This is a genomic window from Leisingera sp., from assembly GCF_034669605.1.
Classification (GTDB): Bacteria; Pseudomonadota; Alphaproteobacteria; order Rhodobacterales; family Rhodobacteraceae; genus Leisingera.
The window spans coordinates 1-15,599 of record NZ_JAXMOX010000104.1; the positions used below are offsets into that span (position 1 = coordinate 1).

The following is a 15,599-nucleotide window of genomic DNA, read 5'->3' on the forward strand; positions in this document are numbered from 1 at the left end:
GTCGCCTCCTACCGGTTGGCTGTGCATTTGGGGCTGGCGTTTGTGATCCTTGGCTTCATTGCCTGGTACATTATGATGCTGGGCCGCGAAGAACGTGAGCTGATGCAGGCGCGCCGTGCCAAGGAGGCCAAGCTGTTCAGCCTCTCGACCGGTCTCATGCATTTCGCATTCCTGCAGATCCTGCTGGGCGCGCTGGTGGCGGGGATCGATGCGGGCCGCTCTTATACCGATTGGCCGCTGATGGGCGGTCAGGTGATCCCGCCGAACCCCTTCATGATCGAGCCGGTCTGGAAGAACTTCTTTGAAAACCCGGGCCTGGTGCAATTCATTCACCGGCTGGCAGGCTATCTGCTGTTTGCCTTTGGCGCAGTGACCTGGCTGCGCGGACGGGGAAGTGCCCACGGCCGAACCCGCTTTGCCTTTAATGCAGTTTTTGCGGCGCTGTCCCTGCAGGTTCTGCTGGGGATCATTACCGTTCTATATGCCGCACCGCTGCACGCCGCGATCACCCATCAGCTGATCGCAATCGGCCTCTGGGTGCTGATCCTGCGCGCCCGTTTCCTGTCTGCCTATCCGATTGCAACTTCGATCAAGGACCATTGACCCAATGAGCGCATTTGACGAACTGATGGCCTTCCAGCGCGACACGCAAGCTCTGGGGCAGATTGCGGGCCGGCTGGGCTGGGATCAGGAAACCGTGATGCCACGCGGCGCGGCGCCGCAACGGGGCGAGGAGATGGCCGCGATCGAGGCTGTGCTGCACGCCCGCCGGTCCGATCCGCGGGTGGCTGAGTGGCTGCAGCAGGCGGTGGCGCCGAATGAGGCGGGCGAGGCCCAGCTGCGCGAGATCCGCCGAAGCTATGAGCGCACAGTCAAGGTGCCCGCTGATCTGGCCAAGAAAATCGCGCAAGTCACTTCCGAAGCGCAAGGCAAATGGGCCGCTGCGCGCGCGGACGAGGATGTCGCTGCCTTTGTTCCGGTGCTGGAGGAAGTCGTTGCGCTGAAGCGCGAGGAAGGTCTGGCGCTGGCGGAGGGCGGTAACGTCTATGACGCGATGGTCGAGGATTACGAGCACGGCATGACCGGGGCAGGGATCGCCGAAATTTTCGACGCCATGCGCCCCGGTCTGGTGGAGTTGCGCGCCAAAGTGCTGGAGAAGCCCGCGCCGAAAATGCTGCAAGGCACTTTTGACGAAGCGGCCCAAATGAAACTGACCCGCAAATTGGCCAAGGTATTCGGCTATGACATGGCGCACGGGCGGGTGGACAAGGCTGTGCATCCATTCAGCTCAGGCTCGGGTCTGGATGTGCGGATCACCACCCGGACCAGCGAGACCGACCCGTTCAACTGCTTCTATTCGACCATCCACGAGGTCGGCCACGGCGCCTATGAGCAGAACATCAGCCGCGATTACCTGCTGACCCCGCTGGGCAGCGGGGTGTCGATGGGCGTGCATGAAAGCCAAAGCCGGATCTATGAAAACCAGATCGGCCGCAGCCGCGCGTTCACCGGTTGGCTGTTTGAGGAAATGAAAGACGCTTTTGGCGATTTTGGCATTGTTGATACGGATGGATTCTATGCCACGGCGAACGCTGTGCATAAGGGCTATATCCGCACCGAGGCGGATGAATTGCAGTATAACCTGCATATCATGCTGCGGTTCGGCCTGGAGCGCGCGCTGATGAGCGGTGAGCTGGCTGTGAAGGATCTTGAGGGTGCCTGGAACGACCGTTTTGAGGCGGATTTCGGCTATGCTGTCGACAAACCCTCGAACGGCTGCCTGCAGGATGTGCATTGGTCGGTGGGGCTGTTTGGCTATTTCCCGACCTATTCGCTGGGCAACGTCTATGCCGGCTGCCTGTACCAGGCGCTGCGCCGGGATGTTCCGGGGCTGGATGCGCAGCTGGCCGAAGGCGACACCAGCGGCGCAACCGTCTGGCTGAAAGAAAACCTGCAGCAGCACGGCGGCCTGCGCAGCCCGCGCGATACCATCGTGCATGCGTCTGGCATGGAGCCCGGCCACGCGCCGCTGATGGCTTATCTCGAAGAGAAGTTCAGCCTGCTGTACGATCTCTGAATCGGCATCAAAGCACGGCTAAGACCTTCTGGCGGCAGCGGAAATTCCGCTGCCCCGGAAATGACGCATTTTAATAGTATTCTCGGGGTCTCATAGGGGTGTGAGTTGAGAGAGTAATCCGATGCATACAGCCGTAGCCTATCTTATCTTTGCCAGCTTTGTTCTGGGAACCACCCTGACCTGAGGCGTCAGCCGTCAGATCAGCGCCATCCGTTCGGCCCGTTCCGGATCCGGGAAGGGACGGTAGAGGCCGATGTCGGCGGTGGCGATCAATGCTCTGACATGGGAGTAGAGCTTCTCCACCTCCTCGTCATGTTCGCCCAGAACCCGGAAGGCCTGATCCAGCTGGGTCATGTCCCGGAATTCGATTTCCAGCAGGAAGTCGCGGCAGTTGTCGCTGGCCATGTCAAGCTTGCGGCGCAGAAGCCGCCAGCCCTGAACCACGCCGCGTTCCTGCAGGTAGCCCATCCATTGATCGACGGCGCTGGCAAAGTTCAGCGCCTTGGCTTCGTGGTGAAGGTCGATGGAGCAGTGGTACAAGTTCATTGGGGTATTTCCTTCATGAGAAAATGAGAACTTGACCATAAGAATAACTAACATCCGTTAGGGGGCCGTTAACAATGCGAACGCCGCCCCGGCAACGGGACGGCGTTCAATCTGTCCATGCGAAAGGGGCTTATTCCTCTCCGCCGCCTTCTTCCTCTTCGCCGTTCTCGGCAATCCAGGCTACTGATACCACTTCTTCGCCCTTGCCGGTGTTGAACACCCGGACACCGCCGGCCGAGCGCGAGCGGAAGGAAATCCCGTCCACCGGAACCCGGATCGACTGGCCCTTGGATGTCGCCAGCATGATCTGGTCATCCATTTCGACCGGGAAGGAGGCCACGATTTCGCCGCCGCGCATTGCTTTGTCCATCGCGGTGACACCCATTCCGCCACGGCCGCGCACCGGATAGTCATGCGAGGAGGACAGCTTGCCCGAACCACCGGTGGTGATCGTCAGGATCAGGTTTTCCGCTGCCGACATTTCCGCGTAAAGCTCGGTCGAGAAATCCGGATCCTCGACCGCATCCTCGTCAGCGGTTTCGGCATCGTCGGTCAAACCGGCCATGGCGCGGCGCATCTTGAGGTAGGCGGTACGCTGTTCCGGCGTGTATTTTGAGTGCCGGATCACGGACATGGAAACCACCCGGTCCTCGCCGCTCAGCCTGATGCCGCGCACACCGGTGGATTCGCGCGAGTTGAAGACGCGCACATCAGTGGAGCGGAACCGGATCGCGCGGCCCGAGTCGGTGAACAGCATCACGTCATCGTCTTCCGAGCAGATACGGACATTCACCAACTGAACCGATCCGTCCTCGGGCAGCTTCATCGCGATCTTGCCATTGCGGCGGACGTTGGTGAAATCTGACAGCCGGTTGCGGCGCACGTCGCCGCCGCTGGTGGCAAACACCACCTGCAGGTTCTCCCATTCTTCATCCGGCACATCGCCCGGCATGATCGCGGCAATGGAAACGCCGGCCGGGATCGGCAGGATGTTGACGATGGCCTTGCCCTTTCCGGTGCGCCCGGATTGCGGCAGGCGCCAGGTCTTGAGCTTGTAGACCATGCCATCGGTGGTGAAAAACAGCAGCTGGGTATGGGTATTGGCGACAAAGAGGGTGGTGATCACATCCTCTTCTTTGGTCTGCATGCCCGATACCCCCTTGCCGCCGCGTTTCTGCGAGCGGAAGTCGGCCAGCGGAGTACGTTTGATATAGCCGCCCGAGGTCACGGTCACCACCATGTCCTCGCGCTCGATCAGGTCTTCGTCCTCCATGTCACCGGACCAGTCGACGATCTCGGTGCGGCGCGGTACGGCAAAGTTGTCGCGCACTTCGCGCAGCTCGTCGCCGATGATGCCCATGATGCGTTCGCGCGAGGACAGGATTTCAAGGTATTCCTTGATCTTGCGGGCCAGCTCTTCCAGCTCGTCTGTGACCTCTTTGACGCCGATCTGGGTCAGACGCTGCAACCGAAGTTCCAGAATCGCGCGGGCCTGGGTCTCCGACAGGTTGTAGGTGCCGTCTTCGTTGGCTGTATGGGTCGGATCATCAATCAGCGCGATGTATTCCAGGATCGGCTGCGCCGGCCAGCGCCGGGTCATCAGCTTTTCGCGCGCCTCAGCCGCATCGGCAGATTGCCGGATTGTGTTGACAATTTCATCAATATTGGTGACCGCAACCGCCAAGCCGCACAGGATGTGGCTGCGTTCACGGGCCTTGCGCAGAAGATGCGCCGTGCGGCGTGCTACCACGTCTTCGCGGAAATCGATGAAGGAGGTCAGGAACCGGCGCAGCGTCAGCTGTTCCGGCCGGCCGCCGTTCAGTGCCAGCATGTTGCAGCCGAAGTAGGTCTGCATCGGGGTAAAGCGGTACAGCTGGTTCAGCACCACTTCGGGTGTTGCGTCCCGCTTCAGCTCGATCACCACGCGCACGCCGTTACGGTCGGATTCGTCCTGCACGTGGGCGACGCCTTCGATCTTCTTTTCGCGGACCTGCTCGGCGATCTTTTCGATCATCGCAGCCTTGTTCACCTGATAGGGAATTTCGTCCACAATAATGGCATAGCGGTCTTTTCTGATTTCTTCGGTGCGGGTCTTCGCACGGATGACCACACTGCCGCGGCCCTCCAGATAGGCCTTGCGCGCACCGGAGCGTCCCAGCATCACACCGCCGGTCGGAAAGTCCGGGCCGGGCACGTATTCGATCAGCTGTTCGCTGGTCAGGTCCGGTTCGTCGATCAGCGCCAGTGTGGCATCGACGACTTCGCCCAGGTTGTGTGGCGGGATATTGGTAGCCATGCCGACCGCAATACCGCCCGCACCATTGACCAGCATATTCGGAAACCGGGCCGGCAGAACCGTCGGCTCGCGGTCCTTGCCGTCATAGTTGTCCTGGAAATCGACGGTTTCTTTTTCAATGTCCGCCAGCAGCGCCGCGGCAGGTTTGTCCATGCGCACTTCGGTGTAGCGCATGGCCGCCGGGTTGTCGCCATCCATGGAACCGAAGTTGCCCTGGCCGTCCAGCAGCGGCAGCGACATCGAGAAGTCCTGCGCCATCCGCACCAGCGCATCATAGATCGCGCTGTCGCCGTGCGGGTGGTATTTACCCATCACGTCGCCGACCGGGCGGGCCGACTTGCGGTAGGACTTGTCATGGGTGTTGCCGGATTCGTGCATTGCATAAAGAATGCGCCGGTGAACCGGTTTCAGCCCGTCCCGCAGGTCCGGGATGGCACGGCTGACGATGACCGACATCGCATAGTCCAGGTAGGACGTGCGCATTTCGGATTCAATGGATACCGTGGGGCCGTCATATGCTGGCCGTTCCGGCAGGTTTTCGTCCATATTTTCAGGAGTTTCCGGCGTATCGCTCACGTTGGCTGCCCGCTCTTTCTTCTGGCTCTATATATTGTGTTCGCACCCTATCAGATACCGTATATGGGGCGCAAGCAAACAGCCGGGAAAGCTGGAAACAGGCCGTTCACGTGGCGGTAACACACTGTTTTTGGGGAAATTAACGAATAGAAACCTAGCATCAGTAAGAGGGGGCAATTTTTGGAGGCTGTAAATGGCGACCACTGAGACCGAGCTGATGCTGAAAGGATACGGGCTGACCACGGCGGAGTTCACCTATTGTATGCCCGATTACATCCACGTTCTGAACACCTTTGTGTGGCAGGAGTACGACCTTGCCCCGGATCATCCGCGGTTGTTTGAATTTATTGAGTTCTGGCAACGGGAAATTGACGGCCCGCTGCATTCAGTCCGCTTCAATCACCGCAAGATGATTGGCCCGGGAGAATGGCGTAACGTGGTTGGAGAGTTTCAGCTGCATTGAGCAAGCTGGCATTTTAACCTGATTACAAGGCCGTAGGGCTTTCTTTGCCGTTGCGTGTATGGAGGGTTCGTCTTAACCCTATGCGTGTTTGAAGCTCCCGGCCGGGGGCCGGTCCCCGGCATTCCCGTACCGACCCCGGGGCGCACTGAAATCAGGCAGGTATTTATGCGCAAGAATTTTTTTGGAAACCAGTTTGGAAACTTCTATGCGGCGTCCTCGACGATCCGGGAGAGTTTTTACGGGCGGGGCGGCGACGATTATTTCACGCTGTACAGTCACGATCCGGATGGGGTTGATATTCCGGATCTGACCGACCGTTTCTTTGGCGGCAGCGGCGATGACACGCTCGATCTATTGAGTTTCAGCGTGACCACCGAAAGTGACAATCTCACTAGGTACAGTCAGCTCAGCTTTGATGGCGGCAGCGGTTACGACACTGTAAAATCGCAAGTATCTGCAGTCATGTCAGGCGGCTCCACTCTGGATCTGGATACTATAGAAACCAGCGTTATTTCGGTTGAACATTGGTTTTATGACATGTTTCTTTACGGAAACACGGAAGATGGCGACTTCACGATCGGGAGCGGGATGAAGGACGACACGCTGAATATCTTTCAGCAGGCTGACGCGAATGAAAACAGCATCCGTGTCAACACATTCGCGGGCGCGGACAGTGTTCTGTACACCGCGAACGCCAACGTGAACGACCTGAAAGTAAACACAGGCAGCGGCAAGGATTATTTCGAGTTCAACGGCAATTGGGGCGTTACCGCAGACATCGAAGTGAAAACCGGCAAAGGGAAAGACATAGTTGTCATCAACGGTTCGACAGTCACCTCGCCGGGCGGGCTGGACGCGGTCATCAATACCGGCAAAGGTGCTGACACAGTCGTTCTGGAAGGCATGCATTCGGAATATCTGAATGCTGGCGGCGGGTCGGATGACATCTATGTGCTGACCGGCAGCTTTTCGAACGCTGCGGATACGATCAGGACGGGCGGCGGCAAGGATCGTCTGTTTGTGGAATTGGATGCCTATTCCACCGTTGCAGTCGTCGAAGATTTTTCCGCTGCAAAGGATGTGTTTGTGTTTGACCGCGAAGAAGCCCGCCGAACGGTTCCGCGGGACACAGACGTTCTGTTCGACCGGGAGGAATGGGAGGCTTCGGAAGAAGACCGGCTGTTTATGGATAACGACGCGGACAGGCTTTATTACGGCAGCAACGTCCTGGTCGAGTTCTCAACGGATGTTGAATTGACAGCCGGCAATTTCACTGTGGGCAGCTGGGACTACTGAAACCAGCCCGAAGGAGGGGGCGCTAAGCGGAGCAGCTGGCGCCTCCCAGAACGCAGAACTTTGCGCAGTGCGGATGGTTCAGCTGCACCGGGCGTTCTGCTTCGGCAAGGGTTTCGCCCATCTCGAACTCCGGCGCATAGGGCAGCAGCGTGCAGGCCAGCACTGCGGGCGACTTGGCCCCTTTGCGTTTGACGACCATGCGGGACGAGGCGCACATGACGCTGTCAGGGGATTTTCCCAGGATGCTCCAGCAGTCGGAGGTGATTTCGGGCACTTCCACGGTTTCGTCCATTTCCGGGAACAAGATGGTCTGACCCGGGTTGTACGCATCAATGGCAAAGCCATGCGCGGCAAACAGCGCCGCATAGCCGTCCCGGGCGTCCGCCTCGCTTTCGTCCCATAGGGTGCGGCCGGCCACAGTCATCTGGACGCCATTATCGCGCAGCCACTCCATGCCTTGGATGGTTTTGGCAAAGCTGCCGGTGCCGCGTTCCTTGTCGTGCAGTGCCTCACAGTGATGATCGACCGAGATACGCAGTGTCAGTTTGTCCCCGAACGCCTCCCGCAGGGCCAGCAATCCGGCCTGCACTGTCTTGCGCATCATCGGGCGCATGGCATTGGTCAGGATCAGTACGTCAAACCCGCGTTCCAGCGCCGCCCGGGCCATGTCAATCATCCCGGGGTTCATGAACGGCTCGCCGCCGGTAAAGCCGATTTCCCGGATTGGCCAGTTGCGGTCCCCGATCTGGCTGAGAAAGATTTGCACTTCGGCCTCGGTCAGATAGACCAGCGCGTCATTGGCGGGAGAGCTGAGAATATAGCAGTTTGTGCATTCGATATTGCACAGTGTGCCGGTGTTGAACCAAAGGGTCTCCGGATTGCTGAGCGGCACCGAAGCGCGCGTCTGACCATTTGCCGTCACAAAGGCGTCTTGAAACTTGCCTAGGTTCGCAACGGGTTTTTGCAGGTCTTTCATGCGGATGTCCTTTGGGGCAGTTCCTTTCGCGGCAAGCTACCTTATACTGTGCCGGAATTGAAAGCAGCCGGGCGGGCACATGACAGGGATGTGAGCGGCAGTGTGCTGCGCCTGCACCGGCTTAGACAGTTAGACAGGAAGAATAAGAATGGTTTCGCGTGTGATACCGGTCGACCCGTTTGACCTGGTGATTTTTGGCGGCACTGGCGATCTTGCGCAGCGTAAGATCTTGCCGGCCCTGTTCCGCCGTCATTGCGCTGGCCAGCTGACAGGGGCGGAGCGGATCATCGGGGCCGCGCGCGCCGGTTTGTCCAATGCCGAATACCGCACAATCGTGGCCGAAGCGGTGCGCGCGCACGCAGGCACCAAGGCGTGCGGCGGCGGGGCGCTTGAGGCTTTTCTCGAGCGGGTCAGTTATATCGCGCTGGACGCGCTTGGGGAGGCGGGCTGGCAGGAGTTGAGCCGCCAGTTGCGGCCGGCCGGTGAGGCGCCGGTCCGCATGTTCTATTTCTCGGTGGGGCCGGGTCTGTTCGGGCCGCTCGCAGAGCGGCTGCACGGCCATGGGCTGGCCAATGCCGATACGCGGATTGTTGTGGAAAAGCCGTTCGGCCGGGACTTGGCCTCTGCGCAGGAGTTGAACCGGACGCTTGCCAGCCATTTCGATGAAAGCCAGATCTACCGGATCGACCATTATCTGGGCAAGGAAACGGTTCAGAACCTGATGGCTGTCCGCTTTGGCAACATGTTGTTCGAGCCGTTGTGGAACAGCCAGTATGTCGATCACATCCAGATCACTGTGGCGGAAACGGTCGGCGTCGAAGGGCGCGAGGAGTACTATGAGCGGGCCGGCGCCATGCGCGACATGATGCAGAACCACCTGATGCAGTTGCTGTGCCTGATCGCAATGGAACCGCCGGCCAAGTTTGACCCCGACGCGGTACGCGACGAAAAACTGAAAGTGATCCGCGCGCTGGATCCGGTAGAGCCGCACCACATCGTGCGCGGCCAGTATCAGGCGCGGCTTGACCCGTCAGATCCGCATCCCTCCTACCGTGGGCTGGTCTGCAATCCGCGCAGCAGCACCGAAAGTTATGTCGCGCTGAAGGCGCATATCAGTAATTGGCGGTGGGCGGGCACGCCGTTTTATCTGCGCACCGGCAAGCGGCTGGTGAACCGGTCCTCGGTGATAAACGTGATGTTCAAGGACGCGCCGCATTCTATTTTCGGGGCCGAGGCCGGGCGCCATGCCAACCACCTGAAGATCCGCCTGCAGCCCAATGAAGGCATCACACTGAGCGTGACAATCAAAGAACCGGGGCAGGGCGGAATGCGCCTGGTCGACGTGCCGCTGGACATGAGCTTTGCAGAGGCGCTGGGGCCTGAAGGCGGCGATCCGCCTGATGCTTATGAACGGCTGATCATGGATGTTGTGCGCGGCAACCAGACGCTGTTTATGAGGGGGGACGAGGTTGAGGCGGCCTGGGCCTGGACGGATCCGCTGATTGCGGGCTGGAAGTCCCGCGGCGATGTGCCTAAACCCTATGAGAGCGGCAGCACCGGACCTGGCGATGCCGATTTGCTGATGCGCCGCGATGGGCGTGAATGGAGAGGGATAAACCCATGAAATTCAACGAACACCCTGATCAGGACATGCTTGCGATCGAAGTCGCAAATGAAATTGCCGGCGATCTGAAAACCCATCTGCTCTCCCATGAAGGGGCCTCTTTTGCGGTGCCCGGCGGCACCACCCCGGGGTTGATCTTCGACGCCCTTTGCGCCGCCGATATTGAGTGGGGCCGGGTACACGTGATGGCCACTGACGAGCGCTGGGTGCCTGCAGACAACGCGCGTTCCAATGCCAGGATGATCCGCGCTCGGCTGCTGCAAAACCGGGCGGCTGCGGCGCAATTGCTGCCGTTTTATGTGCCGGAGGGGCAGCCCGAAGAGGTGCTGGCGGGATTGGATGCCCAGGTTGTGCAGCAACTGCCGCTGTCCGTCCTGCTGTTGGGCATGGGTGAGGACATGCACACCGCCTCGCTGTTTCCCGGCGCCGATGGAATCGAGGCCGCGCTGGCTGCGGATGCGCCTGCTCTTATCGTCATGCGACCGGACTGCCAGCCTGAGGCACGCATCAGCCTGACAGCACGGGTGCTGGATTCCGCCATAGCCAAACATTTGGTGATTTTTGGCGACGCCAAACGGCGGGCGCTTGAGCAGGCAATGGCATTGCCGCCGGAAACTGCGCCGGTCCAGGCCGTAATGTCCGAGGTGACCGTCCATTGGGCGCCTTGAATTCAGGAAAGATTAATATGTTCAAGGACTTGAAATCGCTGCGTTCCCAGCAATGCGGTGAGAGTATTTCCGAGTTGTTTGAAGACGACCCGAACCGCGCTGACATGTTCAGCGTGCGGTTTGAGACACTTCTGTTCGACTACTCCAAGACACAGATCACTGCCGCGGTGCGCGCCGGGCTGATAGAATTGTGCAACCGGCAGAATGTAGCCGGGCGGCGTGAAGCCATGTTTGAAGGCGGAAAGGTCAATGAAACTGAGCAGCGTGCTGTGCTGCATACAGCGCTGCGGGACCCCGACGGTCCTGAGTTGATTGTTGACGGAGAGGACATCCGCGCACCTCTGCGCGCGACGCTTGGGCGGATGGAGCGTTTGGCACGGCGTGTGCGTTCGGGCGAACTGGCAGGCCCCGGCGGCCCCTTTACCGATGTTGTGAACATCGGCATTGGCGGTTCTGACCTGGGGCCGGTCATGGCGGCGCTGGCGCTGGCACCGTATCACGACGGGCCGCGGTGCCATTTCGTGTCCAACGTCGACGGCGCTCACATTCACGATATTCTGCAACGGATTGATCCAAAAACAACTTTGGTGATTGTCGCCTCCAAAACTTTTACCACGGTTGAAACAATGACCAATGCCGCGACCGCACGGCGCTGGGTCGAGTCCGGCGGTGGTAAACCTGCGCGCCAGTTCCTGGCGCTGTCGACATCCGAGGAGGAAACCGCGGCTTTCGGAATTCCGCGGGAACATGTGTTCGGATTTGAGGACTGGGTTGGCGGACGTTACTCGGTTTGGGGCCCGATCGGGCTGAGCTTGATGCTGGCGGTCGGCCCGGATCATTTCCAGGCGTTCCTGGCAGGCGGTAAGTCGATGGATACTCATTTCCGGACAGCGCCTTGGAAACAGACCATGCCGGTGATGCTGGCCTTGACCGGAGTTTGGCACAATCAGGTTTGCGGCTATCCGACCCGCGCCGTGCTGCCTTACGACCAGCGGCTGCGGCGCCTGCCGGCCTATCTGCAACAGCTGGAAATGGAATCAAACGGTAAATCTGTAGCGATGGACGGTTCGCCTTTGCCCCACCTGTCAGGACCGGTCGTATGGGGCGAGCCGGGCACCAACGGGCAGCATGCCTTTTATCAGCTGCTGCATCAGGGCACCTCCGTCGTGCCTGCGGAATTTCTGGTTGCAGCCAATGGGCATGAGCCGGAGCTGGAGCAGCATCACCGGTTGCTGGTGGTAAACTGCCTGGCCCAATCCGAAGCTTTAATGCGCGGACGCAGCCTGGATGATGCCTGTGCGCTGATGCGGGCCGCCGGGTATACGGGCACCGAACTGGAGCGCCAGGCGCGCCACCGGGTTTTCCCGGGCAACCGGCCGTCGACCACGCTGATCTATCCGCAGCTGACACCTTATGTGCTGGGCCAGATAATTGCGCTTTATGAACACCGGGTGTTCGTCGAAGGCGTGATTCTTGGCATCAACTCTTTCGATCAATGGGGTGTGGAGCTGGGCAAGGAGCTGGCAAACTCCCTGTTGCCGCTTCTGTCGAGAGCGAACGGTGATGCGGAAAAGGACGGGTCCACCCGGGCCCTGCTGGACTTCGTGCGCAAGTTCAAAGCCTGAGGCAGGCCTATGTGCAGGCCGGCCCGGGCAAGCCCTGGCGTCAGTTCAGGGCATTGTCACACTGCTGGTAATGGTGTTGACGAATTTCCCGGTTTCCGGATCTGTCAATGAGGAGAAGCCGCCGCCGCCTTCAGCATCAGACCAGTGCCCGGTGCCGCCAGTCAGTTTCCAGCTGCCGGTCAGGGCACCGGACGGATCCATCGCCTCAGCGGTCCAATGCAGCACGACCTTGTCACCGGCGCTGTCGGTGAAGGCGCAAATGCCACCGCCGCCAACGTTCCCGGACGCAACTTCGACCGCTCCGAAACATGGCCCTGCCGCACCGTTCATCGGATGGCCGGCATCTGCCATTTCCACATTCTCATAGGAACTGCTGATTTGCATCACCATGTGCCCTTCGGCGATTTCAGTGACAGAGCTGGTTGAGATACCCGTTCCAGTGCCTGACTGATCCCAGGACGTGCCCGCAATTCCGTTTCCTGCGTTGAAGGCGCAAAATAGTGCCATTGACAAAAAATGCCGTGTCATACTGGTACCCTCTCGAAACTGCCCGCCTGCACCGCGCAGACGCGCAGCGTCAGGCTAGCACAAATTTCGAAATCACGCGGTATTGGCTTGAATGCGGTAAGGCCATTTTGGCGGTGCAACTTTCAGCGTGTGCAAGCGGCTCGAACTGCCGCCGCATTCAGAATATCAGATCCCGTGCACCGAACACATCCAGACCATCGAAATCAATTCTCATTTCAGCAGCCGGATCCCCGACCAGGTTGATTTCCAAAAGTGAACGGGCGGTATCTAAGCTGACCTCGCCCGCGCCGCCGATTTCGTCCTTTTTGCGTGTTCCCCTGATGTCGTCGTCTAGGGTCTGGGCCTTTGGCGGTGATGCAGCTGGTCACGTTCAATCCGGGCGGAAAGCCGCCTTGCTTCAGCCCAATTGAGAAGGATTCAGTTCCTTCAGCCGGATAATACGGCAGCAGTTCCACATTGACAGCGGCCGTGGTCTGACTTGGTGCAAAGGTTAATGCCCCTTTGGTTTCCACGTAGTCTTGCCCGGCCTTGGCGTTGTCTTTGGTGGTGCAGCAGACTTCTCTGCGCTGCGGAAAAAGGGCGCACAGGGTTATATCAATGATTGCAAACCGGCTGCCTTGAGCGGGGCCTCAGGCTGAGTTGAAGTCATCTGGATGCTGGGGTCCAAATCCACGCCGTCATCATCAAGGATAAAGGCATCGCTGCGCAGAACCTCGGAGCTGCCGGTGAACACGCCGCTGGAGGGGGCAAACAGTTCGATGCCAAAGCTTTCATCGGTCTCAGAAAGGTTGTCGTGCCTGACCCGCACCTCTACCGTTTTGGAAATTTCACCCGGAGAAAAGGTCAGGATGCCGCCGAACCCGGCTCCTAGGCTTTCAGTCGCGTCTGCGGACGCGATTCTGATGGTCGCGATATTGCCCCCTGCTGGCCTGCACCGCCGTTAGCTGAGCGTTACAATAGCCGCCTGGCATCCCGCAGACGCGCTGCGATACAGCCTTTGGCGGCCCCTGACAGTACCAGCACCCCAGCCGCTGCAAAGCGGGACCGATGGAAAAACGGATATCTCGGCTGGCAGGCGAAAAGCTGCCGCCCCGCCACTAACAAGACAGTGCTGGCACAGCCGGTTTTCAATAGATTAGCATTTCCAGAATGCATTTTTCTCTGCCGTGACAGGCAGAGTGCATCGCCAGAACCATCCCCATTTACCCAAATAATCAACAACACCCAACGCGTGAGATACCGTCAAAAGGTAATGTCTTGTGGTTGTTTTTGTCAGCAGTAACAGAGGATCTTGCGCATTGTCCGTAAAATCACTGAACGTTGGCAAGTGATTCTGTTGTCTAAACGGTAGAGAAGATGAGGTATGCCAAGCCAGTCGTCCGGGAAGTTAGTTAACGGCTTTCAGCGGCACTTGGACAAAGATGGGCAATGCGCCATCTCTCTCGGCACGCTGCAGCGGCAAAGCGGTTTTCTTTCGGCGGTGCGGCCCGCACAACTGGTTAAAAAATCATTCGTCACCTGCGGGCCGCTGCCCCTGTTGGTTAAGGGGCAATGTAAAGGTAGCGCCAGGGTTTTGCCTTTTACGGGGAATTATCGTTTCTAAATGTCATGACTGACGGCACGTCCGTTGCCAACGCCGTTGTTTTCTTCTTTCAGGTGTTCCCGGCACTTTCAGCACTAAATCGCCTGGCCGCCGGCAATTCTGGCGGAATGCATGCAGGGGCATTTGAAATGGAGGGTCGTAGGGTGAGGCGGAGCGTCAAACCGGTAAAGAACCGCGCCGGGTTAAACGCTCCCGCAGGCTAGGAAGGGTCGTCCCTTCCTGCATTGGCCACAAGCGGCTGATTGGGTCTGGCGATCTGAAAGATGGGAAGGCGGTCGTCTTGGAGCGGGTAGCGGGAATCGAACCCGCGCGTTCAGCTTGGGAAGCTGACAGGCTACCATTACATCATACCCGCCTGTGCGATGCAGGAGTATGCTGCAGCGCCAATGAGGTCAAGAGGCGCTGCAGCGTATTTTCCTGCGGAAGTATCAGCCGCGGCGGCGGCGGCGGCGGCCTCCGCCAGCGCCTTCTCCATCACCGCCTCCGGTGTTGAAGTTCACCTGCGGCAGGGTCACCACGGTGGCCAGGATCGGGAACGGTTCGGCCGAGTTCGGAATGGCCGACGCGTTTACAAAATGCTCCTGGAAGCGGGGCTCTACGGCGGTTTCGATTTTCTCGATGTTGCGGACGGTTTCCTCGATCTCGCCGCGCGCTTCCGTGTTCAGGAGTGCAATGCGGGCACCGGTGCCGGCGGCGTTGCCGGCAGAGGTGACTTTGTCCAAAACACAATCGGGGATCATGCCCAGAACCATCGCGTGCTTGGCCGAGATATGCGCGCCAAAGGCACCAGCCAGAACCACCCGGTCTACCGTTTCGACGCCGAACTTGTCCATCAGCAGGCGCGCACCGGAATAAAGCGCCGCCTTGGCCATCTGGATCGCGCGGATATCCGGGTTGGTGACCGTAATGGTCGGGCCGCCGTCGGCCGAGCCGTCCCACAGCAAGTAAGCGTTGGTGCGCCCGTCCTGGATACAGCGGGCCGAGCCGGTTTGTTCTGCCGAACCGATCAGGCCGGAGGCGTCCAGCACACCGGCAAGACGCATCTCGGCAATCGCTTCGATAATGCCGGATCCGCAGATGCCCGAGATGCCGGTGGCGGCGATGGCCTCGGCAAAGCCGTCCTCGTCCGACCAGATTTCCGAACCGATCACCCGGAACCGCGGTTCTTTGGTCTCCGGGTTGATTTCGACCCGCTCAATGGCGCCAGGGGCTGCGCGCTGGCCGCTGGAAATCTGCGCGCCCTCAAAGGCCGGGCCGGTGGGGGACGAACAGGCCAGAACCTTTTCCTTGTTGCCGAGCAGGATTTCCGCATTGGTGCCGA

The 15,599-nt window shown here is 59.4% G+C and carries 14 protein-coding genes and 1 tRNA gene; 7 read left to right on the top strand and 8 right to left on the bottom strand.

All coding sequences use genetic code 11. From position 1 onward, the window contains the following. On the top strand, positions 1–603 hold a 603-nt coding region (locus VOI29_RS13870), incomplete at its 5' end, for a COX15/CtaA family protein (RefSeq protein ID WP_323779660.1). Between the two features lie 4 nt (positions 604–607). Then, positions 608–2,077, top strand: a complete 1,470-nt coding sequence (locus VOI29_RS13875) for a carboxypeptidase M32 (protein WP_323779663.1) — start codon at positions 608–610, stop codon at positions 2,075–2,077. Between the two features lie 195 nt (positions 2,078–2,272). On the opposite strand, the gene VOI29_RS13880 is transcribed toward VOI29_RS13875, so the two are convergent. Together VOI29_RS13880 and gyrA are read right to left on the bottom strand one after the other, a co-directional pair. After that, positions 2,273–2,623 (bottom strand): DUF6614 family protein, encoded by a 351-nt coding sequence (locus VOI29_RS13880; protein ID WP_323779665.1) that lies wholly within the window; start codon positions 2,621–2,623, stop codon positions 2,273–2,275. Between the two features lie 130 nt (positions 2,624–2,753). After that, positions 2,754–5,495, bottom strand: coding sequence for a DNA gyrase subunit A (gyrA, locus tag VOI29_RS13885; protein ID WP_416361526.1), 2,742 nt, complete (start codon positions 5,493–5,495; stop codon positions 2,754–2,756). 193 nt (positions 5,496–5,688) lie between these two features. Here gyrA and VOI29_RS13890 point away from each other — a divergent pair, with 193 nt between their 5' ends. After that, positions 5,689–5,958 (top strand): usg protein, encoded by a 270-nt coding sequence (locus tag VOI29_RS13890; RefSeq protein ID WP_323779668.1) that lies wholly within the window; start codon positions 5,689–5,691, stop codon positions 5,956–5,958. A gap of 165 nt (positions 5,959–6,123) precedes the next feature. Further along, a complete protein-coding gene (locus VOI29_RS13895) occupies positions 6,124–7,254 on the top strand; it encodes a hypothetical protein (RefSeq protein WP_323779671.1) in 1,131 nt (376 codons plus the stop codon). A 22-nt stretch (positions 7,255–7,276) separates the two neighbouring features. On the opposite strand, the gene VOI29_RS13900 is transcribed toward VOI29_RS13895, so the two are convergent. Then, the gene (locus VOI29_RS13900) at positions 7,277–8,230 is read right to left on the bottom strand and encodes a radical SAM protein (protein ID WP_323779674.1); all 954 of its coding nucleotides are present in this window, start codon (positions 8,228–8,230) and stop codon (positions 7,277–7,279) included. A gap of 148 nt (positions 8,231–8,378) precedes the next feature. Here VOI29_RS13900 and zwf point away from each other — a divergent pair, with 148 nt between their 5' ends. Genes zwf through pgi form a run of 3 tightly spaced genes read left to right on the top strand, consistent with a single transcriptional unit; the run spans position 8,379 to position 12,147 of the window. Continuing rightward, positions 8,379–9,854 (top strand): glucose-6-phosphate dehydrogenase, encoded by a 1,476-nt coding sequence (gene zwf / locus VOI29_RS13905; protein WP_323779677.1) that lies wholly within the window; start codon positions 8,379–8,381, stop codon positions 9,852–9,854. Next, positions 9,851–10,522 carry a 6-phosphogluconolactonase gene (pgl, locus tag VOI29_RS13910; protein ID WP_323779680.1) on the top strand — a complete coding sequence of 224 codons (672 nt, stop codon included), beginning with the start codon at positions 9,851–9,853 and terminating at the stop codon, positions 10,520–10,522. Before zwf ends, pgl begins: the two co-directional genes overlap by 4 nt. Positions 10,523–10,539: 17 nt before the next feature. Continuing rightward, positions 10,540–12,147, top strand: a complete 1,608-nt coding sequence (pgi, locus tag VOI29_RS13915; RefSeq protein ID WP_323779683.1) for a glucose-6-phosphate isomerase — start codon at positions 10,540–10,542, stop codon at positions 12,145–12,147. Between the two features lie 45 nt (positions 12,148–12,192). Here pgi and VOI29_RS13920 read toward each other — a convergent pair whose 3' ends face one another. From VOI29_RS13920 to VOI29_RS13935, 5 genes are all read right to left on the bottom strand, one after another. Beyond that, complete coding sequence (locus VOI29_RS13920; protein WP_323779686.1) at positions 12,193–12,537, bottom strand: hypothetical protein; 345 nt, start codon at positions 12,535–12,537, stop codon at positions 12,193–12,195. Positions 12,538–12,890: 353 nt separating this feature from the next. Beyond that, positions 12,891–13,277 (bottom strand): Calx-beta domain-containing protein, encoded by a 387-nt coding sequence (locus VOI29_RS24645; protein ID WP_416361527.1) that lies wholly within the window; start codon positions 13,275–13,277, stop codon positions 12,891–12,893. Further along, a complete protein-coding gene (locus VOI29_RS13925) occupies positions 13,265–13,588 on the bottom strand; it encodes a Calx-beta domain-containing protein (RefSeq protein ID WP_416361528.1) in 324 nt (107 codons plus the stop codon). The genes VOI29_RS24645 and VOI29_RS13925 overlap by 13 nt, the downstream gene beginning before the upstream one ends. Before the next feature lie 971 nt (positions 13,589–14,559). Beyond that, positions 14,560–14,633: transfer RNA gene (locus VOI29_RS13930), tRNA-Gly, on the bottom strand. A gap of 73 nt (positions 14,634–14,706) precedes the next feature. Further along, positions 14,707–15,599, bottom strand: an 893-nt coding sequence (locus VOI29_RS13935) for an ATP-binding protein (protein ID WP_323779691.1), incomplete at its 5' end; no start/stop codon positions are given.